The organism is Gemmatimonadaceae bacterium, from assembly GCA_020846935.1.
GTDB lineage: Bacteria > Gemmatimonadota > Gemmatimonadetes > Gemmatimonadales > Gemmatimonadaceae > RBC101.
In genome coordinates this window covers 71726-91654 of sequence record JADLCY010000011.1, presented here as the reverse complement: position 1 = coordinate 91654, position 19929 = coordinate 71726, and the positions used below count along the sequence as shown (strand labels likewise).

At 68.4% G+C, this 19929-nt stretch carries 15 protein-coding genes; 9 read left to right on the top strand and 6 right to left on the bottom strand.

Annotated elements, in window-relative coordinates; all coding sequences use genetic code 11:
• Positions 1-250 precede the first annotated feature (250 nt).
• Positions 251-403 (top strand): hypothetical protein, encoded by a 153-nt coding sequence (locus IT361_12915; protein MCC6318577.1) that lies wholly within the window; start codon positions 251-253, stop codon positions 401-403.
• Positions 404-442: 39 nt separating this feature from the next.
• Complete coding sequence (thrS, locus tag IT361_12910) at positions 443-2383, top strand: threonine--tRNA ligase (protein ID MCC6318576.1); 1941 nt, start codon at positions 443-445, stop codon at positions 2381-2383.
• Positions 2384-2523: 140 nt separating this feature from the next.
• On the opposite strand, the gene IT361_12905 is transcribed toward thrS, so the two are convergent.
• The gene (locus IT361_12905) at positions 2524-4191 is read right to left on the bottom strand and encodes a hypothetical protein (GenBank protein MCC6318575.1); all 1668 of its coding nucleotides are present in this window, start codon (positions 4189-4191) and stop codon (positions 2524-2526) included.
• A gap of 46 nt (positions 4192-4237) precedes the next feature.
• On the opposite strand from IT361_12905, the gene IT361_12900 reads away from it, so the two are divergent.
• The 4 genes from IT361_12900 to IT361_12885 all read left to right on the top strand — a co-directional run bounded on the left by IT361_12900 (position 4238) and on the right by IT361_12885 (position 9615).
• Positions 4238-5365, top strand: coding sequence for a DUF2911 domain-containing protein (locus IT361_12900; GenBank protein MCC6318574.1), 1128 nt, complete (start codon positions 4238-4240; stop codon positions 5363-5365).
• Between the two features lie 7 nt (positions 5366-5372).
• Positions 5373-6614 (top strand): MFS transporter, encoded by a 1242-nt coding sequence (locus IT361_12895; protein ID MCC6318573.1) that lies wholly within the window; start codon positions 5373-5375, stop codon positions 6612-6614.
• A gap of 137 nt (positions 6615-6751) precedes the next feature.
• Positions 6752-8707 carry an MFS transporter gene (locus tag IT361_12890; GenBank protein MCC6318572.1) on the top strand — a complete coding sequence of 652 codons (1956 nt, stop codon included), beginning with the start codon at positions 6752-6754 and terminating at the stop codon, positions 8705-8707.
• Positions 8704-9615, top strand: a complete 912-nt coding sequence (locus IT361_12885) for a hypothetical protein (GenBank protein MCC6318571.1) — start codon at positions 8704-8706, stop codon at positions 9613-9615. Before IT361_12890 ends, IT361_12885 begins: the two co-directional genes overlap by 4 nt.
• 145 nt (positions 9616-9760) lie before the next feature.
• Here IT361_12885 and IT361_12880 read toward each other — a convergent pair whose 3' ends face one another.
• The 3 genes from IT361_12880 to IT361_12870 form a co-directional block, all read right to left on the bottom strand.
• Complete coding sequence (locus tag IT361_12880) at positions 9761-10327, bottom strand: DUF937 domain-containing protein (protein MCC6318570.1); 567 nt, start codon at positions 10325-10327, stop codon at positions 9761-9763.
• Between the two features lie 101 nt (positions 10328-10428).
• Positions 10429-13086, bottom strand: a complete 2658-nt coding sequence (locus IT361_12875) for an ABC transporter permease (GenBank protein ID MCC6318569.1) — start codon at positions 13084-13086, stop codon at positions 10429-10431.
• Positions 13083-13406 (bottom strand): helix-turn-helix transcriptional regulator, encoded by a 324-nt coding sequence (locus IT361_12870; protein ID MCC6318568.1) that lies wholly within the window; start codon positions 13404-13406, stop codon positions 13083-13085. The genes IT361_12875 and IT361_12870 overlap by 4 nt, the downstream gene beginning before the upstream one ends.
• A 126-nt stretch (positions 13407-13532) precedes the next feature.
• Here IT361_12870 and IT361_12865 point away from each other — a divergent pair, with 126 nt between their 5' ends.
• Positions 13533-14582 (top strand): hypothetical protein, encoded by a 1050-nt coding sequence (locus IT361_12865; GenBank protein ID MCC6318567.1) that lies wholly within the window; start codon positions 13533-13535, stop codon positions 14580-14582.
• Between the two features lie 16 nt (positions 14583-14598).
• Here IT361_12865 and IT361_12860 read toward each other — a convergent pair whose 3' ends face one another.
• Complete coding sequence (locus IT361_12860) at positions 14599-15699, bottom strand: hypothetical protein (protein MCC6318566.1); 1101 nt, start codon at positions 15697-15699, stop codon at positions 14599-14601.
• 22 nt (positions 15700-15721) lie between these two features.
• The gene (rocF, locus tag IT361_12855) at positions 15722-16633 is read right to left on the bottom strand and encodes an arginase (GenBank protein MCC6318565.1); all 912 of its coding nucleotides are present in this window, start codon (positions 16631-16633) and stop codon (positions 15722-15724) included.
• Between the two features lie 183 nt (positions 16634-16816).
• Between rocF and IT361_12850 the strand changes: the two genes are divergently transcribed.
• Entirely contained in the window at positions 16817-18427 is a 1611-nt protein-coding gene (locus IT361_12850) for a TldD/PmbA family protein (GenBank protein MCC6318564.1), read from the top strand.
• 1 nt (position 18428) lies between these two features.
• Positions 18429-19793 (top strand): TldD/PmbA family protein, encoded by a 1365-nt coding sequence (locus IT361_12845; protein MCC6318563.1) that lies wholly within the window; start codon positions 18429-18431, stop codon positions 19791-19793.
• Positions 19794-19929 lie beyond the last annotated feature (136 nt).

The window sequence follows — 19929 nt, the reverse complement described above, 5'->3', positions numbered from 1 at the left end:
GGGCTGGCGCGTGGCGACGGAGCGGGTGCGTCACGCGTGTGATAACCCGCCGAGTGGCGTCCGGTCCTCCCTGGTCGCGCGCGCGCGACGGGGGTGCGGCGGTTGATGCGCACGGTCCGCCCTGCACTCGGTCCCCCCTGCGCGCGCGTACCGGCGCGTCCACACCCGGAGGAGTCATGGTCGCGCGCTCGCGCGGCCCTCGCGGGGCGACCCTCTCGCTCCACCGCGCCGACCTGCCTAACTTGCGCGTATGTCGCGTCGACAGGCCGAGGACCCTCCTCAGGAGTCACGGACCCGCTGGTGGTTGGCGTGGACCGTGATCGCGGCCGTGGTCCTCGGTGGGGCGATCGCAGTGCTCCGGCTTGGCCCCAGGCTCGTGCCGGTACTCGAGACGCTGCGTTAGGCGACCGACGCGCTTCCGCTCACACGCACTCCCGCTCCAATGCTTGTCCTGACGCTCCCCGACGGCTCCACTCGCGAAGTCGCACCCGGCACGCCAGCCCGTGACGTCGTCGCCTCCATCGGCGAACGGCTGCTCAAGGCCGCCATCGCTGTGACCGTGAACGGGGAGATCCTCGACCTCGGGACGCCGCTGCGCGCCGCCGGTCCCTTTCGCGTGCTGACCGACCGTGACGCGGACTCGCTCGCGGTCCTGCGACACTCCGGCGCCCACATCCTCGCGACCGCCGTGCGCCGCTTGCGGCCGGACGCAAAGATCGGCTTCGGTCCCGCCATCGAAGATGGCTTCTACTACGACTTCGAAGTGGACCGGCCCTTCACTCCGGAGGATCTCGAGGGGTTCGAGGCGGAGATGAAGAAGGTGGTCGCGGAGAAGTACCCGTTCGTGCGTGAAGAGATCGATCGGGCCGAGGCCCTGCGGCGCTTTGCCGACGACCCGCTCAAGCTCGAGCGCATCGCCGACCTCGGCGCCGACGAGGTGATCTCGACGTATACCGATGGCCCGTTCATCGATCTCTGTCGCGGGCCGCACGTTCCCGACACGTCCTATCTCCGGCACTTCAAGCTCCTGCATACGGCCGGTGCGTACTGGCGCGGCGACGAAAAGCGCCAGATGCTGCAGCGCATCTATGCGACCGCGTGGTGGAAGAAGGAGGATCTCGACGCGTACATCTTCCGCATCGAGGAGGCGAAGCGACGCGACCATCGGGTGCTCGGTCGATCGCTCGACCTGTTCCTCTTCTCGCAGGTCTCGCCGGGCGCCGCGTTCTGGACCGAGCGCGGCACGATTCTCTACAACACGATCACCGAGTTCGTTCGCGAGCGACAGCGCGAGGCGTTTCAGGAGATTCGCACGCCGCTGTTGTACAACAAGCTGCTCTGGGAGCAGTCCGGGCACTGGGGGAAGTATCGCGAGAACATGTTCCTGGTCCTCAACAAGGAAACCGGGGAGCACGACAGTTCACTCAAGCCGATGAACTGTCCCTCGCACTACATCCTCTACAACACGAAGAAGCACTCGTACCGCGAACTGCCCCTGCGATACGTGACGTTCGACGTGCTGCACCGGAACGAACTCACGGGTGCGCTCTCCGGGCTGACGCGCGTTCGGCAGTTTGCGCAGGACGACTGCCACGTCTTCCTCATGGAGAGCCAGATCGCCCAGGAAGTGCAGTTCCTGATGGACTTCATCCTCGGGTACTACGATGCGTTTGGCCTGACGGCGACGCTCAAGTTCGCCACGAGGCCCGAGGTGCGGATCGGCGAAGACGCCATGTGGGACCGCGCCGAGGCGGCGCTTGAGTCGGCACTCAGGGCAACCGGCAAGCCATATGAGCACAAGCCCGGCGACGGCGCCTTCTACGGACCCAAGATCGACTTCGACGTGCAGGACTCGCTGGGACGCGCCTGGCAGCTTGGCACGATCCAGCTCGACTACGCCGCGCCTGAACGCTTTGACCTGCAATACGTCGGCGAGGACAACACGTCGCATCGGCCCGTGGTGATTCACCGCGCGGTGAGCGGATCGATCGAGCGGTTCATCGCGATTCTCATCGAGCATTTCGCCGGAGCGTTCCCGGTGTGGCTCGCGCCGGAGCAGGTGCGCGTGTTGCCGATCTCCGACGACCTCGCGACCACGGCGCAGGAGATCACGAGCCGCATGAAGGCGGCAGGGATCCGTGCGCACCTCGATGCCCGGAGCGACACGCTCAACTACCGCATCCGCGAAGGGGAACTGATGAAGGTTCCGTACATGGCGGTCGTCGGGAAGCGCGAGGCCGAGTCCGGGACCATCGCCGTGCGCGAACGCGGGCAGGGCCGCAAGCAGGAGGTCATCGGCGTCGATGCGTTCGTCGCGCGGGTGAGCGAGGAGATTCGCACGCGCGCTCTCCCGCCGGTCGCCACGGGCCAACCAACGTCGTGACCCGTCGGCGGACCACCGATCAGCAGCAGCATGGCAAGCCCGGTGAAACCCGCAGGCACTCCAGTGACACCTGACGGTCCTCGGCCCTCGGGCCAGGGCGCGCGCAACGACCCTGCTGTGTTGCCGGCGCCGAATCCGAACTAGGGCTTCGGCGCGTTCCGCTCCACCTGCGCCTGCATCAGGCGCAACAACTCCTGGTTTGTCCACGGCTGCCAGCCGTGGGGCTTGAGCGGCCGTCCGTACCAGAACTGCCCGGCGTAGTACGGACCCTTGCCCGGCTGCTTCGTGCTTTCGAGGAACTCCTCGAAGCGGTACACGCCGAGGTTCAGGAAGTAGTTGTCCATGTCGCCAACGGCCACGTGCAGCTTGCCCACCAGCGACGGGCCGATCCGGCTCCAGTTCGCCTCGGCGTACGCGCGGAGGTCGTAGCCCCGCGCGCGCATGGACTCGGCCACCGTGCGATCGATGTGGCCGGTGCGCTTGTCCCAGAGGGCCGCCGGGTATCCATCGGGCCCCACCGGGGCCCAGGCCGCCTGCCAGCCATCCCACTGACCGCCGGATCGCCCGCGCGAGGCGATCACGGCCTCGGCCTGGTTCTCCTCGCGCACTGTCAGCTCGGTCAGGCCCTCGGCCGATCGACTGGACGGGATCTCGCGCGGAAGCCACGAACCGTTTGCCCGCACGAAGGCATTCGTATCGGCGTAGATGTCGCCGAACTGGTAGTTCCGGAAATCGAGCTGATCGGGGTAGAGCGACCACGCACCGCCGAACACGTCAGGATAGTGCAGCTGCAGGCCGAGCACGTCCCAGCCCCCGGTCGATCCGCCGGTGAGCACGCGGGCGTAGGGTGCCGCGAGCGTGCGGAATCGTCGATCGATCTCGGGGATCAGCTCCTGCGTGATCGCATCTCCATACGGTCCGTTGTTCGCGGAGTTCAGGGCGTAACTGTCGTCGTAGAAGGGCGTGGTGTGCTGGATGAACACCGCAATGAACGGCGGAACCCGGCCCGAGGTCCAGGCCTGCTGGAACTCGCAACCCGGTTCGCGGTTGGTCCGCGCGAGGCGTGCCGCACGGGCGGCGGCATCTTCCGGTTTGTCGCACCCATCGAACGTGAAGCCAAAGGGCGCGCGGTCGCTGTAGTGGCCGATCGTGTAGACCACCGGGTACCGTCGCGACGGTTCGTCCGCGTAACCTTTCGGGAGCAGCACGACGGCACCGAGCATCATGTCGTGCCCCCAGAACCGGCTGGCGAGGTTCGAGCGGATCCTGAAGCGCTTGACCCACTCGGTTTCGGGTGCCGCGGCGACGGGAGGCACAAGACGGTTGGCCGTCAGCGCGATGGGCGCCCGCGCGCCCGGGTCCCAGCGCACCTTCACCGGCGCGGAGATCAGCGACCCGGGTGAGACGTTGAACCGTTGACCCTCGCCGGCGTCCATGTGCGCCCAGATCGTGTGCCCATCGGCGCGCGCAAACTGCGTGTAGGGCAGGATCAGCGCCTGCGCGAAATAGTCGCCCGCAGGCAGCTGCGCGAGGGTTGCCACCGGGAACCCCGGCACGCGCGCGTCGAAGGTGACCGCCGCGCCCGGCTTCAGGTTCTCGACGTCGATGCCGAAAAACGGTTCACTGCCCGATTGGGCTCCTGCCTGGAGGCGGGGTTCACGGCGATCCGTGCGTGCGAGGAAGAGAAAGGCGCGCCCGGTGATCGGTTCGGCGCGCGTCGAGGCAGGGAACGAGACGCGGACCGTTTGGGCGGGTCCGATCGCGGGAACGAGCAGCGCGAGGGACGCGAGGAAGCGTGTGGGTTGCATCGGTGCAAGATACATTGCAGACCTCGAATCGGACCCCAACCTTCTCATGCGCCGACTCCCCGTTCTTCCAATTGCTCTGCTGCTGCTCGCTGCTCCGGCCGCCGCCCAGGACGGGACGCTCGTATACCGCCTGGGGCGTGACACCGTCGCGGTGGAGCAATTCACCCGCACGCCGACCCGCTTTCACGGCGACATGGTGACGCGCGGCGGGGCCGCGGTTGTGCGGACGCAGTATGTGCTGACGGTGGCAAACGGCCGCGTGACGGCCGCGACGGTGCGCCGCACGGCAGCTGATGGCAGCGCGCTGCCAAACACGCCGCTGGAGTACCGGTTTGCCTTCCGGGGCGACTCGGCCACTCGGACCCTGGTGTTCGCCGACAGCCAGGTCTCGCGGACCTTCGCCGCGCCCAATGCCTTTCCGGCGCTGCCGATCTTTGTCTATGCTCCGCTGGAACTGCTGCGAGCGCGCACCCCTCATGATTCGGTTCCGTCGATCGCGCTCGCCGGCAACGGCGTTGGGTACCTCGGGATCGAGGCCTTTCGTGGCGACACGGTCCGCCTGCGCGGCGCACCCTACGCCATGTCGCTGGTGTTTGATGGGCGGGGAGGGTTGATCGGCCTCAGCGGGGCGTACACGACGAACAAGGCCATCGCGCAGCGCACGACGGGTCGGATCGACATGGACGCGCTGGCCCGACGCATGCGACCCACCGGCGTGCTGTCACCGCGACAGGTGGCGCAGGCGTCCATCACGCAGGCGCCCATCATGATCAGCTACGGGAGCCCGGCGGTCCGCGGGCGAACGGTGTGGGGCGGGGCCCTGATCCCGATGGACTCCATCTGGCGCACCGGAGCCAACGAGGCGACGCTGCTGGCCACCTCGCGTCCGATCCAGCTCGGTGGGTTGCATGTGCCCGCGGGCCTCTACTCGCTGTGGACGCAGCTCACGCCCAGCGGCGCCGTCCTCATCGTGAACAGCCAAACCGGGCAGTGGGGCACGCAGTACGATGCGTCGCACGATCTGGGACGCGCACCGCTCGAGCTCTCGCCGACCGACGCCTTCGTCGAGGACCTCACCATCACGATCCGTCCCTTGAACGGGGCGCGGGGCGTCATCGAGCTGGCGTGGGGCGACCGCAAGGCCAGCGTCGGGTTCCAGGTGCTGGCACGTTAGGCAGCGTGTGACGGACTCGCTCATTGCCGTGGCGCAGCGTCGCACGCTGCGCCTCCTGTTTGTCACGCAGATCATCAGCGGGGTCGGGGTGGCCATCGGTGCCAGCGTCGGCGCCCTGCTCGCCGCCGACCTCGTGGGGACGGGCGCCTCGGGCCTTGCCCAGAGCAGCGTGGTGGTTGGCGCGGCGCTGCTCGCGTTGCCGGCCACCGCGATCGTGCAGCGGCGCGGTCGTCGCCCGAGCCTCGCCTCGACCTATCTGGTGGCCGCGATCGGTTCCGTGGTCGTCGTCGCGGCCGCGATGCGCAGTTCCGCGGCCCTGCTATTTCCCGGCTTCTTCCTCTTTGGCGCCGCGACAACCGCGAACATGCAGGCGCGCTATGCGGCGGTCGACCTGGCGCCACCGGCGCTGCGTGGTCGGCACCTGTCGCTGATCGTGTGGGCGACCACGCTGGGGGCCGTGGCGGGCCCCAACCTCACCGCCTTTGCCGGTGCTGCGCTCAGCGGGCGCGGCGTTCCCACGCTCGCCGGCCCGTTTGCGCTTTCGGCCGTGCTCTTCGTGATCGCGGCCGTGGTGATCTCGCTCGTCATGCACCCTGACCCGGCGGTGCTCGCCCGCCAGGCGGCGCTGGGCGACGCGGTCCCTCCCGCGCCGCGTCGCGTCGGGCTGCGCGCCGCATTCGGCGTGGTGTCGTCGCACTCGACGGCCAGGCTCGGGATGATCGCGGTCGCCGTCGGCCACCTCATCATGGTGGGCGTGATGGCCATGACCCCGGTGCATATCCGCGGTGGCGGCCATGGGCCAACCGACACGCTGCGCATCGTTGGGATCGTGTTGAGCTTCCACATCGCCGGCATGTACGCGTTCTCCCCGATCGTTGGCTGGATGACCGATCGCGTGGGCGGTCGCCGGGTGATCCTCGCCGGGCTCCTGTTCCTCATCGGGGCGTGTGCCCTGGCCGGAACAGCGGGCCACGATACCACGCGGCTCGCCGCCGGACTCATGCTCCTTGGCCTCGGGTGGTCGTCGACGATGGTGGCGGGCTCCACACTCCTCAGTGCCTCGGTCCCGGTGGAGATGCGGGCCTCGGCGCAGGGCCTGTCGGACTTCAGCATGGGCATCGCCGGCGCCACGGCGGGCGCGCTCTCCGGCGTCATCGTCGGCACCTGGAGCTATGCCGCGCTCGCGTTCGTTGCTGCCCTGTCCGCCGTGCCGTTTCTCGTGGCCGTGGCACGACCAGCGCGAAGCTGAACGACGCCGGCGCGGGAAGGTGGCCCGCGCTTCCCGCATGCGTGGCGCGGCCACACCTTCCACGCGGTTCCGGTGTCAAACGTTCTCGGCTCCCGTGGGGCCGCCGTCTCATCACCTCAGTGCACGCGAGGTCGTTCGTGTCTGCCGTGCTCTCCATTCGTGTTCGCCACGTCGCGTGGATTGCGGCCGCCGCCGCGTTGGCGGCCTGCGTCGTGGCGCCGCTCAAGCTCTCCAGGGACGACAGCGGGAGCGTGCTCTCCGGGCTGTCGCTCGACGCGCCGGATCCGTCGCTCAAGGGTTCGCTCGGCGTGAAGCGCCTGTATTACGGCAGCGGGACCGATCGTCGGCGCGCCGAGTTTCGCGATTCCGTCACCATCAGGACCGCAACCGTCGACGGGACGAAGTTTGCCTCCGCCCCAGATCCGCAGCAGGCAAAGATCCGAAAGGACTTCTGGGGCTTCGACTTCTCCAGGCTGCCGGTCAATGGGCGCGTCTGGTATCCCGATGGTGCGGGGCCATATCCGCTCGTGCTGATCGTGCACGGCAACCACAACATGGCCGAGTTCTCGGATCCGGGTTACGGCTACCTGGGCGAGCTGCTCGCGTCGCGCGGCTTCATCCTCGCGTCGGTCGACGAGAACTTCCTGAACGGGTTCATGCGCGGGGAGAACGACGCGCGCGGTTGGATGCTCCTCAAGCACCTGCAGGCGTGGAAGCGGTTCAACGACTCGGCGGGATCGCCGCTGCAGGGGCGGGTGGACATGCACAACATCGCGCTCATGGGGCACTCCCGCGGCGGCGAGGCTGTCGCGGTCGCGGGGATGTTCAATCGACTGCGGCACTATCCCGATGACGGCAACACGACCTTCGACTTCAACTTCGACATCAAGTCGCTGGTGGCGATTGCGCCGGTCGATGGCCAGTACCGACCGATGGAGAAGGGGACGCCGCTCGCCGACTACAACTACCTGCTGATGCACGGGTCGCACGACGGCGACGTGTCCAGCTTTTCCGGCCTCACGCAGTACGAGCGGATCCGCTACACGGGAAAGGGCGACTACTTCAAGTCCGCGTTCTATGTCTACAGGGCGAACCACGGCCAGTGGAACACCGTGTGGGGCAGCACCGATGGGGGCCCTCGATCGCGCCGCTCGCTGGACCTTCGCGGATTCATGACCCAGGCGGAACAGCGTCGATTTGCCGAAGTCGTGATCTCGGCCTTCCTCGAGGCGACGCTCAAGGGAAAGCAGGAGTACCTGCCGCTCTTCCGCGACCACCGCACCGCGGGCCGCTGGCTTCCGAAGACGATGTATGTCACGCGTTTCCAGGACAGCCGGTTTACGCCCGTGGCGGACTTCGAGGACGATGTAGACGTGACGACCGGCGGCCCTGGTGTGACGCTCGCCGGCGACTCGCTGGCCACGTGGAAGGAGAGCCTGGTCCCCTTCCGCAATCGCGGCAGCAACATGCAGCACAACGCCGTGACGCTCGCCTGGAACAACCGGATCGCCGGCGACGATACCACGAGGCGCGGTCGACCGGCCGCGTTCGGTCTCACGTTAGGCGACTCGGTGCGTCGGGCCCTGGCGCTCGACCCCGGAACCTCGCTCGTGTTCTCGATGGCGCCGTTGGAGGGCACACCGGGACGGCGACAACCGGCGCGCGACACCACCAGGAAGGCCGACTCCACCTCGAAGCGCGCGCCGGCGCGACGGCCCCCGACGCCCAAGGCGACACCGGACACCACGCCGATGGATCTCAGCGTCGTGGCGGTGGACGCCGATGGTCGTTCGGCCCGGGTCGCCCTGTCCACCTACGGCCCCGTGCGGCGTCCATTGGAGGCGTTCGTCTACCGACGCGCGGGGCGCGACAAGCAGCGTTTTTCAACGACGTATGAAGTGGTCCTGCAGACGTTCACCATTCCGCTCGCGGACTTCGAGCGTGCCGCGCCGGGCTTTGACCCGTCGCGCCTCGTGACCGTGCGATGGCTCTTCGACCGGACCGAGGCCGGCACCGTGCTGCTCGACAACATCGGATTCTCCCACATGCGCCCCGAGTTCTTCACGAGCGCGCCCGGGGAGGCCGGCCGATGAACCGCGGCACCCTGCTCCTGCTTGCATTGGTCACCGCCCCGGTCGGTGCACAGCGCACCACGTACGCGCCGCTCGCCGTGCAACTTCCGCTCAGCGCCCGAACGGCCGCACTGGGCGGACTGAACCTCGGGACCCGCGAGCCGGAGTCCGCGTTAGGCAACCCATCGCTCGCCGGGACCGCCGCCGCCACCAGCGTCACGCTCGCACACTACGCCAGCGGTGCGCGCGCCGGCACGGTCGCGACCACGACGCCGATCGGTGCGTTCGGTGTCGGCATTGCCGTCTCGTACCTCGACTACGCCAGCGTGCCGGTCGCCGGCGAGCACCCGATCACCGACGAGGTGCTCGTCACCAGGGGAACAGGCGCCGGGGCCTCGATGACAGCCGCTCTCGCGATGTCCACGGCGTGGAAGGGGTGGCGATGGGGTGCCGCCGCTACGTACCTCGAAGAGCGGGTGGACCTCCAGCGGGCGAGCGCCGCCGCAGTCAGCGTTGGCGCGGCACGTGATGCCTTCTGGCGCAACATGACGCTGGGCGTGGCGCTGCAGAACATCGGGCAGTCCATCGACGTCGTTGGTTCGGACCCGGCGGACGTGCCGTTGCGCCTCGCGGCCGGCCTGAGCGGATTGGCGATACCGATCGGCCCATGGATCGATATCAATGTGCTCGGCGGCGCCGCCGTCCGCCGCGACGGACTGGTCTCGGGAAACCTCGCCGCCGAGGTGTCGTGGGTGCCGATCGAAGGGATCGCCGTCGCGGGCCGGGCCGGAGTCCGGCGCGCCGAACTCAACGTGCAACGGCCGATGACGTTAGGCGGTGGGTTGACAATCGATCGATTTGCCCTGGACTACGGCTGGGAACAGCTCCGCTCCGGTGGAGCGCACAGGCTGGGTCTCCGCATCCGCTGATCGACCTGCACCGAACCTGTTGTCGCGCGCTGCGCCTGAGCCATGGCGCAGCGCAAGCGCGTCGAACGGCAGGCGACCGGTGTGAGCCCTGGACCTGAGTTCGTCGGCTGTTCCCCACTGAGCAGCAACAATCCTGGAACGCCGGCTATCGCTGGCCGTCCCTGACCATACCCATGATGTCGTCGAGCGGGTTCCCGTCTCGATCCATATCCAGCATGGACGCCAGGCCAGCAAGCCCGCCTCCAGCCTTCGGCGGAGCGCCGCCGCCAAGCAGTTCGCCGAGGAATCCGCCGATGTGAGCCGTCTGGGGTGGTGCACTCTCCTTTGCCATGTAGCCGGATACGATCATCGCGAGCAACGGCAGCATTTTCTTGAGCACGCTGGGGTCGAGTCGCGACCGTGCAGACGCGCTCTCTGCCACGGCGCGGCTCACGTCTTTTGAGCCGAAGATGGCGCCGAGGACCTCATTGCCGCGTCCGATGTCCGTCGGCTTCCGCGAAAGAACCTCGTCGAGCAGGCTGCCGCCGCCCAGCTTGCCGAGCAGCCCACCAAGGCCGCCGAGCCCGCCGGCCTGCGCCTGCTTCTTGAAGCCGCCGAGAATGGCCGGCAGCAGTGCGGAGGCACCCAACGCGGCCTGAGACTCGGTGAGGCCAAGTTCGCGCGCCAGAGACTGGACTCCGCCGGAATCGGTAAGCAGTTCGACCAATGACATGTTGTAGGGACGGTGATTGAGGTCAGTCGGTGCGGCGATGATCGGACGCGCGCACCATGCCGCGCGCGAGCGTCCGGCGCAAGGCGCTCGGCACATTCGGCCTATTCACTCCACAGGGCGTCGCGAGGCGTGACACGGAGGACGTGACGCGCCGGAACCCAGGTCGCAGCGAGCACGGCCGCTACGATCGCCAGCGACACACCGAGGCCGACCGCCGCGGTCAGCCAGGCACTCACCGGAAAGAACCGCGTGAAACCGAAACCCACCGCCGCGAGGATCGGCGCAGCGATGAGGGTACCGATGCCCAGCTGCCGACCGCCCTGCGTCAGGAGGAGGCGCGTGACGCTGGCGTCGGAGGCGCCGAGCGCGCGTCGGACGCCGATTTCGCGTCGACGAAGCCCGATCGCACGCGACATCAGGCCGTAGGTGCCCACCAGCGCAAGAACGAGCGCGAAGGCGAAGCAGGCGCCGAAGAGCTTCGAGACCGAGGTCGCCAGCATCGCCGTCTTTTGCAGCACCTCGGTGAACGGCTGCACGCTCTCCGGCATCAGCAGGGGATCGAGTGCGCCCAACGTCTGCAGCATGGCCTCGCGGGCCGCCACCTCGCTGGTCCGGTAGCGCATCAGCATCGCGGTACTCGTCGTGCCCGATTGCAGCAACGGGATGTAGAGCGCATCGGGGCTCCGGTCGCGCGAAAGCGGGTTGCCGTACGGCACGTCGCTCACGACGCCGACGATGGTGCGCCACTGGGTGGTGTCTCCAACGACGCCAAGCCGCACCTGGTCGCCGACCGGCGATCGGCCCGGCCAGTACTTCGCCGCGAGTGAACGGCTCACCAGCGCGATGCTCGCCCGCGACGCGTCATCGCCATCGGTGAACTCACGCCCTTCGACGACGTCGATGCCCAGCGTCTTCATGGCGCCGAGGGTGGCGACGATGCTCGCATCGGGAGACTCGCCCGACCGACGTGCATCGCGCAGGGCAAACGCGCCGTCTCCGCTGTAGCGCGCCGCCATGGTCCGCCGAAAGAGGACGCCCTCGATTGCCTCGTGCGTCCCCAGACGCGCATGCGCGTCGCGGAACAGCGCGGCGCGCTGAGCGGCGCCCGGATAGCGGGCTTCGGGGGGCGTCAGGGCGCCCTGCAGCAGTCTCGCGGTGACGAATCCCGGATCGATCGTGACCACCCGACGCGCCATCACTCCGGCCATGACGCCGAAGAACATCAACACGGTGACGGTCGCGACCTGCGTGGTGACGAGCATGCGGGACAGCCGACCTTCGCTGCGGGAGCCGGATCGTGCGCTCCCGTCCTGCATCACCTCTCGCACGTTGGTGCGGAGGACGCGCATGGTGACCACGCTGCCGAGGATGGCGATGGCCAACGTGGCAAAGGTCGCCGCGCCGAGGAGTGTGACGTGGTCCACCTGCCACACCCACCAGAAGGCGAGGTTGCCTTCCATGTTCGCACGGGTCCACTGCGTGATCGCGGCCAGCCCCCACGCGGCGCCCGCCGTCCCGACGATCCCGCCGGCCAGGCACAGCAGCACCGTTTCCCACATCCCCTGCATCACCAGTCGCCCACCCGACGCGCCCAGCGCGAGGCGCACGGCCGTCTCGCGGATCCGTTCGTTCGCGCGCGCGAGCAGCAGATTGGTCACGTTCACCAGCGCCAGCAGCAGGATCAGCGCGGCGAGCAGGTTGAGCAAGGCAAACACCAGCGCGCGTTCTTCACCGAACTGCACGGCCGGGAACGACTCGACAGTCGCCCCTACCGCGCCGGCGCGGAGCGACGTGTCCCGCGCCACGAGCGCGCGGGCGAGTCGGGGGCCAACCTCCGCGGTGGCCGCGGCGTGCGAGACCTCTGACCCAAGCCGGCCAACGAGACGCACCGATGCGAGCCCCGGAGTGGTACTGCGAAAAAGGCTGTCGGGGAGGGGCACCCACGCCTCTGATGCGACCGGGAAACCAAAGCCTTCCGGCATGATGCCGACCACCCGCGTCGATACGCCGTTGATCGCGACGCGCGTATCGAGGAGCGCTCGGTCGGCCCCGAACACAACCTCCCACGTGCGAAACGAGAGCACGATCACGGGCTCGGCGCCGGGTTCGGCGTCGGAGGGGAGTAGCGTGCGACCAAACAGCGCCGGTGTGCGCGCCACCGAGAACAACACGGGCTCCGCGCCGGTCGCATCCACCACCCGACGGTCGCCGTCACGACCGACCACCAGCTCCCGGTCGCTGTAGCCACCAACCTCCGTGAGCGTGACGAGCGAGGTGCGCAGCGCCGCCACATCCACCACATCGACTGGCTGCCGCCGTCCGTTCACCTGGCCATCGATGCGCACGATCCGGTCGCCGTCGCCTAACGGCAAGGCGCGGATCATCGCCGTGTGCAGGAATGAGAACGTGAACGTGCTGAGCCCGAGGCCGCCGGCGAGCACGAGGACGGTCAGCAGGGTGAAGCCGGGGCTGCGGAACAGGAGGCGGAAGGCATAGCGGACATCCTGGGCGTGGACCATGCGGAGTTGCCTGGCGTTGGAGTGGAGGTGTTCAGCGATCCCGGCGCGCACGACGCCCCCGAGTTCGCGTGCGATCAGGCGAACCGGCACGCGGCCCACCGCCGAGCGGTGCGCGCGCACGCGAGCGTCAAACGCACGCTGCATGTCCTCACCCCACTGCGCGCGGAAGTCGTCGGGAAACGCTCGGAGCGCGACGCGGTAGGCACGGTCCCACCATGTCGCGACGGTTTGGCTCGTCACGGCGTGCCCCCGAGGAGCTGCGCGGCGCGAGCGCTATCGACGAGCGCCGCCATGCGCCGTGCTTCATCACCGGCGGCCCGGCGACCCGCCGGCGTGATCGCGTAGTACCGCCGCCGTTCATCACCGTCCGGGTCGGCCGGCCTCGGCACCATCGGACGGACCAGGTCACGCTCCAGGAGGCGTTGCAGCGCCCGGTACAGGGTGCCGGTCTCGACCTCGATCGCCCCAGCGCTCCGCGCCTCGATGTCGGCAATGATCGCGTATCCATGTCGCTCGCCGGCGGCCAGCGTGAGCAGGATCTGGAACTCGATGGGTCGCATGACCCCGACTACGTGCGCCGCGCACATAGGTTTCGGATGCCAGAACTCGCACGCCGCCCGTTCGTAGGAGTACTACCGTCGTACCCGACCTCGATCCGCCGTGCCCCGCCCGGTACGGTCGCCGCCATGTTCTCGACCTGCATCTTCTGCAACAAGCCACTGGGCCGAAACAGCTCCCTCGAAGCGTTCCCCGTAGGCGAGCGACTCGCGTTCGACCCGGCGCGAGGCAGGCTCTGGGTCGTGTGCATGAGCTGCGAGCGCTGGAACCTCTCGCCGCTCGATGAACGGTGGGAGGCCATCGAGCAGGCCGAACGCCTCTATACAGGTACGCGACGCCGGGTCTCGACGGACAACATCGGGCTGGCCAAGCTCCCCGAGGGGACGACTTTGGTGCGCATCGGGAACCCGCAGCGACCGGAGTTCGTCGCGTGGCGATATGGCGACCAGTTCGGTCGGCGGCGTACGCGCGCAATGCTCATGGCCGGCGGCGGCTTTGCCGCGGCGACCGCGATCGTGGTGGGCGGCGCCACCGTTGGCGTCGCTGTCGGAGGGTTCGGGTGGCTCTTCGCACAGGTGGGTCGCAACATCGTACGCGGGCTGCCCAACACGGTCGTCGCTCGGGTGCGCGTTGGAAACGACATCGTCGACGTGCGACGACGACACCTGGCCGAATCGTCGATTGTGCCAGCCGAGGACGGGACCTTGGGCCTGCACCTGCGGTTCAGGAACGGGGCGGCAGCGCTCACGGGCGCCGACGCGCAGCGCGTCGCATCGATCGTGCTGCCAAGCGTCAACCGCTACGGAGGGCGAAAGGCCGAAGTCGCCGAGGCCGTGCGCCGGATCGAAGAGGTCGGCGACAGCGAGCGCTACCTTCGGCACGCGGCGCATGCGAGCGGCGGATTGATTCGGTCCATGACTGACGGGGTGTCGCCAGGCCGCGCCAGGTCGCGCCAGCGCGAGTTCAACAAGTACGGGCTCTTCAGCCTGCCGGCGCCCCAGCGCCTCGCGCTCGAGATGGCGTTGCACGAAGACGCCGAGCGGCGCGCGATGGAAGGAGAGCTGGAGGAACTGGAACGCGTGTGGCGCGACGCCGAGGAGGTCGCGGCCATCGCGGACAACCTCCTGGTTCCCTCGGACGTGGATGCGCAGTTTCGTCGGCTGAAGGGCGAGGCATAGCCCGCCTCGTTCGTCGTCAGCCGTCCACGGCCTCGACCTGGATTTCGCGCTCGACCGCCACCTGCAGGATGCTCATGAAGTCCTGCGCGTTGGTCACGACGCCAATCGCCTGATGCGTGCCGCGATCCTTGAGCTTGCTCACGAGGAACTCGCTGGCGTCGACGCAGATCGTTGGCAACTCGACGATGCCGCGCCGCGGATCCTCGTAGTAGGCCGGCAGCATGTTGCCGACGGCGATGGAATGCAGGGCGGTCGCGATCATCACGGCCATGGTCGCGCGCCTGGTGTGTTCGCGCGTCGCGTCCTGCGCCGCGATCGCATCGGTGATGACGTCGGGGAGCGGTCCGTCATCCCGCAGCGATCCACCGAGGACGAACGGGACGTCCTCCACGATGCACGCATGCATGATACCGTTGGTGAGCAGCCCCTCGCGCACCGCCGCGGCGATGGAGCCCGCGCGCCGGATGACGTTGATCGCCCGCATGTGCGCGGCGTGCCCGTTGTCGGTGGGCTCGCCGGCGTTTGTCATGCCCAGCGTGGTGCCGACGATCGCGGCCTCGATGTCGTGCACCGCGACGGCGTTCCCGGCGAGCAGCGCCTGCACGAAGCCGTTGCGGATGAACCAGACGAGGTTGTCGCGTGCCCGCGAATGCACGAGCGCGGGCCCGGTGACCCACAACACGTGGCCGCCGCGCCGCTTCTCGTCGACCAGCATCCGCGCGATGTGTCGATAGTCGATGGGTTTCTCGCGTGAGACCTGGCTCGACATGAAATGGAAATCGCCGTGTACGCCGTCGTCGGCGCGAAAGCCGCGGGCGTGTACCAGGACGCCATCGCTTCCGTCTTCGGCGCTGCCGACGACGACCGCGTCGCCCCGTTTCACGCGACGTCCCTCGCGCACCCACCAGCCTCCGTCGTCCCCCCGCACCAGCACGCCGTCCATGCGCGGTTCCCTCGGCATTGTCCAGGTGCCGTCGGGTCCCTTCACATAGGTCGGAAGATTGGTCGTGGCAAAAAAACCGTCGGGGAGCACGCCGTCGCGTTCGGCGGGCACCGTGCGCGCCGCCGGTGCGTTCAGGAGGGCGGGCGCCTGGAAGTCGGGCGGAACGTATCGCAGCGTCGTCACGGGCGTCGCGGCGTCAGAGGATGCGCTTGCCGAGCGCGCTCAGGATGAGTTCGCACGCGATCTCGGCGGTGCGGTTGTGTTCGTCGAGCACGGGATTCACTTCGACCAGATCGATCCCCACGATGCGTCCCGTGTCGGCGAGCATCTCCATCGCGAGGTGCGCTTCGCGGTAGGTCATGCCGCCGGCCACTGGCGTACCCACGCCGGGCGCCTCGTCGGGGTCGATCACGTCCATGTCGAACGAGACCCAGATGCCGCCGGTGTCGCGCGAGGCGATCGCGATGGCTTCCTCCATGACGGCGCGTACACCACGCTCATCGAGGGCGCGCATGGTGAAGGCCGCGAGGTTCCATTTGCCGATGTGGGCGCGCTCGGACTGGTCGAGATCGCGGAGGCCCACGAGCGCGACCTGCCCCGGCTTCACGGCGCCGGACGACCCCGCGATGCCGGCCATCGCGCGGTCGCCATTGCCGAGCAGCGCCGCGAGCGGCATCCCGTGCACGTTGCCCGAGCGTGATGTTGCGGGTGTGTTGAGGTCCCCGTGCGCATCGATCCAGACGAGCCCCAGGCGCTGGTCGCGCGTGGCGAGATGCGCGGCCGCGCCGGCCACCGAACCCGCGGCCAGGGCGTGATCGCCGCCAAGCACCACCGGCACCTGGCCCGCCTGCAGGGCCTCGCGTACGTGCGCGGCGACGTCGACACACACCTCGGTGATCGCGCCCAGGTAACGCGCGCCCCGCTGGGCCCCCTTGGCGGCATCTTCGCGAAACGGTACCGCAATGTTTCCGGCATCATCGACCGTATGGCCGAGCTTCTCGATGCGGTCCCGGAGGTCGGTGTAGCGGACGGCGGATGGTCCCATGTCCACGCCGCGGCGCGACGCGCCGAGATCCATGGGAACGCCGATGAGTCGTACGGAGGTCATGTCGCGAAGCCTACCCGCGGCCGGCCTAACGCGGTAGGGCACTGCATGCCCATGCCTCACATGCGTGGGCTATGCCACCATGACGGCATATCCTGTCGCCGCGGCGTGCGGAGCCCGGCGCCCACGCGCCGATGGCGGCCCCGCGGTCCACGCGACAGAATCCCCACGTCCGCACACCCTCGAATGACGACACGACGAACGTTTCTCAAGACAGGCTCGGCCGCGGCCGTGACGGCGGCCGTCATCGGTCCGCGGGGGCTCCCGGCCAGTGCGCCACGGCCGCAGACGCGGGGCCTCTACACCGATCCTGCAACACGCGAGTTGATGATGGAGGCGCTCGACGCCGCGCGGCGCGCGGGTGCGACCTGGGCAGACGTGCGCATCTCCCGAAACCGTGCCAACTCCATTCAGACGCGCGAACGACAGGTCACGGACGTCGTGGATGCCGACACGATCGGGTGCGGCGTGCGGGTACTCGTCGACGGGTGCTGGGGGTTTGCGGCGACCGAGGCACTGACCAGGCCGGGGGTGGGTACCGCCGCGCAGGAAGCCGTGGCGGTGGCAAGAGCCAATCGTGTGGCGCAGGATCGGCGCGTGACCCTGGCGCAGGCTCCCGCCCACAAGGACGTGACGTGGAAGAGCGCCTACGAGATCGATCCGTTCACCGTGCCGGTCGAGCAGAAGGCGGACCTCCTCCTCCGCGCCAATGCCGAGGCGCTCCGCGCGCCCAACGTCCGCTTCGTGAACTCCGGGCTCTCGTTCGTGAAGGAAGAGCGCAACTACGCCAACACGGACGGATCGGTGATCACACAGGACTACGTGCGCAGCTGGGTCACCCTGGCGTGTACGGCTGTCGGCAACGGCGACTTTGCCACCCGCGGCCCCGAGGTCGTGCAACCGGCGGGCCGCGGCTGGGAGTACGTCCTCGAGGCCGACATCGTCACCAACGCGCGGATATGGGGTGAGGAGGCGGCCGAGAAGCTGAAGGCGAAATCGGTGGAGGTGGGCCGCTACGACCTCATTCTGCATCCGTCGCAGCTTTTCCTTACCATCCACGAGACGATCGGGCACGCAACGGAGCTCGACCGCGCGATGGGCTACGAGGCCAACCTCGCCGGAACCTCGTTCATCTCGCCGCCGGAACAGGTGCTCGGAGCACTCAAGCTCGGCCCCGCCTTCATGAACGTGATCGGCAACCGTTCCGAACGCGGTGCCCTGTCGACCATCGGCTACGACGACGACGGCGTCCAGCCACAGGACTTCCACATCGTGAAGGATGGCGTGTTCGTCGACTACCAGACGACGCGCGAGCAGGCGCCGTGGCTCGAGTGGTGGTACACGAAACAGGGCAGGCCGGTGCAGTCGCACGGCTGCTCGTACGCGCAGTCATGGGCTGACGTGCAGTTCCAGCGGATGCCAAACGTGTCGCTGCAGCCCGGTGACCGTGACCTCTCGTGGAACGATCTGATCGCGGCGACCGACCGCGGGATCGCCATGATCGGCCGGGCGTCGTACTCCATTGACCAGCAGCGCTACAACGGCCAGTTCGGCGCGCAGGTTTGCTACGAGATCCGGAACGGACGGATTACCGGGCAGGTCAAGGACGTTGCGTATCAGATGCGATCCCCGGAGTTCTGGAATTCGCTCGACATGCTCGGCGGCCGGTCGAGCTATATGCACGGAGGCACCTTCAACGACGGCAAGGGGCAGCCCGGGCAGTCGAACGCCGTGAGCCACGGGTGTCCACCGGCGCGTTTCCGGAACCAGAACGTCATCAACACGGGGAGGGCCTGAGATGTCCTTCCCGAAGCGACTCATCGAACCGGTGCTGGCGCCTGACGGCGTGCTCACCCGCGAGGAAGCGCAGGACCTGATCGCACGCGCCATCCGCTTCTCGAAGGCCGACGCGATCCGCATCCACCTGCAGAGCACACGCGAGTCCAACATCCGGTTTGCGGCCAACCAGATCAGCACGGCGGGGACGTCCGCCACCACAAGCATTCGCATCCAGAGCGTCTTTGGAAAGCGGAAAGCGAGCGTCGTGACGAACAGCCGCACCGACGAGGGGCTGCGACGCGCCGTCGAGCAAGCCGAGGCGCTTGCGCGACTCGCACCGGAAGACCCCGAGTACCTGGGCGAGTTGGGGCCACAGCAGTACGTCGCGGTCCCGGCCTGGTTCGAGTCGACGGCCGCCGTCAGCGCCGAGGACCGTGCCAAAGCCGCGCTGGCCGCACTCGCGCCCGCGCGTGCGGCGCGCGACCTCACGGTAGCCGGATTCCTGGTGACGACGGCGCGGGCCACCGCGATCGGCAACAGTGCAGGGCTCTTTGCCTGGCATCGGAGTACCGACGCCAACTACACGCTCACCGCGCGCACGCTCGACGGCACCGGTTCCGGCTGGGCCGGCACCACGGCGAACGACTGGGCAGCGCTCGACGTCAGCGGTGTCGCCCAGCGAGCGATCGACAAGGCGCGGGCGTCGAGGAATCCGGTGGCGCTGGAGCCGGGTCGTTACACCGTGATCCTCGAACCCGACGCGACGAGTGATCTCGTGCCGCTGATGGCCGGTGCGCTGCAGGCCCGGGCCGCCGAGGAGGGCCGGTCCGCGTTTGCGAAGGCCGGGGGAGGGACCAAAGTCGGCGAGCGCATCGTGGATGAGCGCGTCTCGCTGGTGTCCGATCCGGCCGATCCGCTCATCCTTGGCACGCCGTTCGATGCCGAGGGGATGCCGTTAGGCAGGCAGCAGTGGATCGAAGGCGGTGTGCTGCGGCAGCTCGCGTATCCGCGATACTGGGCGAGTCGGCAGGGCAAGGCGCCGACCGGCGGGGCCAATACACTGCGGCTCGATGGCGGAACGCAGAGCCTCGACGAACTCATTGCGGCGACGGCGCGCGGCATCCTCGTGACGCATTGCTGGTACATCCGCGCGGTCGACCAACGGACCCTGGTCTACACCGGACTGACACGCGACGGCACGTTCCTGATCGAGAACGGGAAGGTCGCGCGTCCGATCAAGAACTTCCGGTTCAACGAGTCGCCCCTGTTCATGCTGAACAACGTGGAGGCGATCGGCCGCCCGGTCCGCACGGCCGGTGGCGACGCGATGCCGCCCATCCGCGTTCGCGACTTCAGCTTCACGTCGCTGTCGGACGCGGTGTAGGCGCGAGCGCGGAGATCCGCACGAGCACCACGGGACCCGGTCCGAAGGTCGGCCGGGCCCTCGCGATGATCGGGGAATGGCGTCAGAATCCCGCGTCTTCGAACCGAGTCATTTCGCTCATGCGGCATCCATCGAC

What these genes read in the sequence shown, in the direction of transcription:
- IT361_12885 (MCC6318571.1), top strand. Translation starts at nt 8,704, where the DNA reads ATGAACCGCGGCACCCTGCTCCTGCTTGCATTGGTCACCGCCCCGGTC.
- IT361_12905 (MCC6318575.1), bottom strand. Translation starts at nt 4,191, where the DNA reads ATGCAACCCACACGCTTCCTCGCGTCCCTCGCGCTGCTCGTTCCCGCG.
- IT361_12880 (MCC6318570.1), bottom strand. Translation starts at nt 10,327, where the DNA reads ATGTCATTGGTCGAACTGCTTACCGATTCCGGCGGAGTCCAGTCTCTG.
- IT361_12850 (MCC6318564.1), top strand. Translation starts at nt 16,817, where the DNA reads ATGACGACACGACGAACGTTTCTCAAGACAGGCTCGGCCGCGGCCGTG.
- IT361_12900 (MCC6318574.1), top strand. Translation starts at nt 4,238, where the DNA reads ATGCGCCGACTCCCCGTTCTTCCAATTGCTCTGCTGCTGCTCGCTGCT.
- IT361_12845 (MCC6318563.1), top strand. Translation starts at nt 18,429, where the DNA reads ATGTCCTTCCCGAAGCGACTCATCGAACCGGTGCTGGCGCCTGACGGC.
- IT361_12870 (MCC6318568.1), bottom strand. Translation starts at nt 13,406, where the DNA reads ATGCGACCCATCGAGTTCCAGATCCTGCTCACGCTGGCCGCCGGCGAG.
- IT361_12865 (MCC6318567.1), top strand. Translation starts at nt 13,533, where the DNA reads ATGTTCTCGACCTGCATCTTCTGCAACAAGCCACTGGGCCGAAACAGC.
- IT361_12915 (MCC6318577.1), top strand. Translation starts at nt 251, where the DNA reads ATGTCGCGTCGACAGGCCGAGGACCCTCCTCAGGAGTCACGGACCCGC.
- thrS (MCC6318576.1), top strand. Translation starts at nt 443, where the DNA reads ATGCTTGTCCTGACGCTCCCCGACGGCTCCACTCGCGAAGTCGCACCC.
- rocF (MCC6318565.1), bottom strand. Translation starts at nt 16,633, where the DNA reads ATGACCTCCGTACGACTCATCGGCGTTCCCATGGATCTCGGCGCGTCG.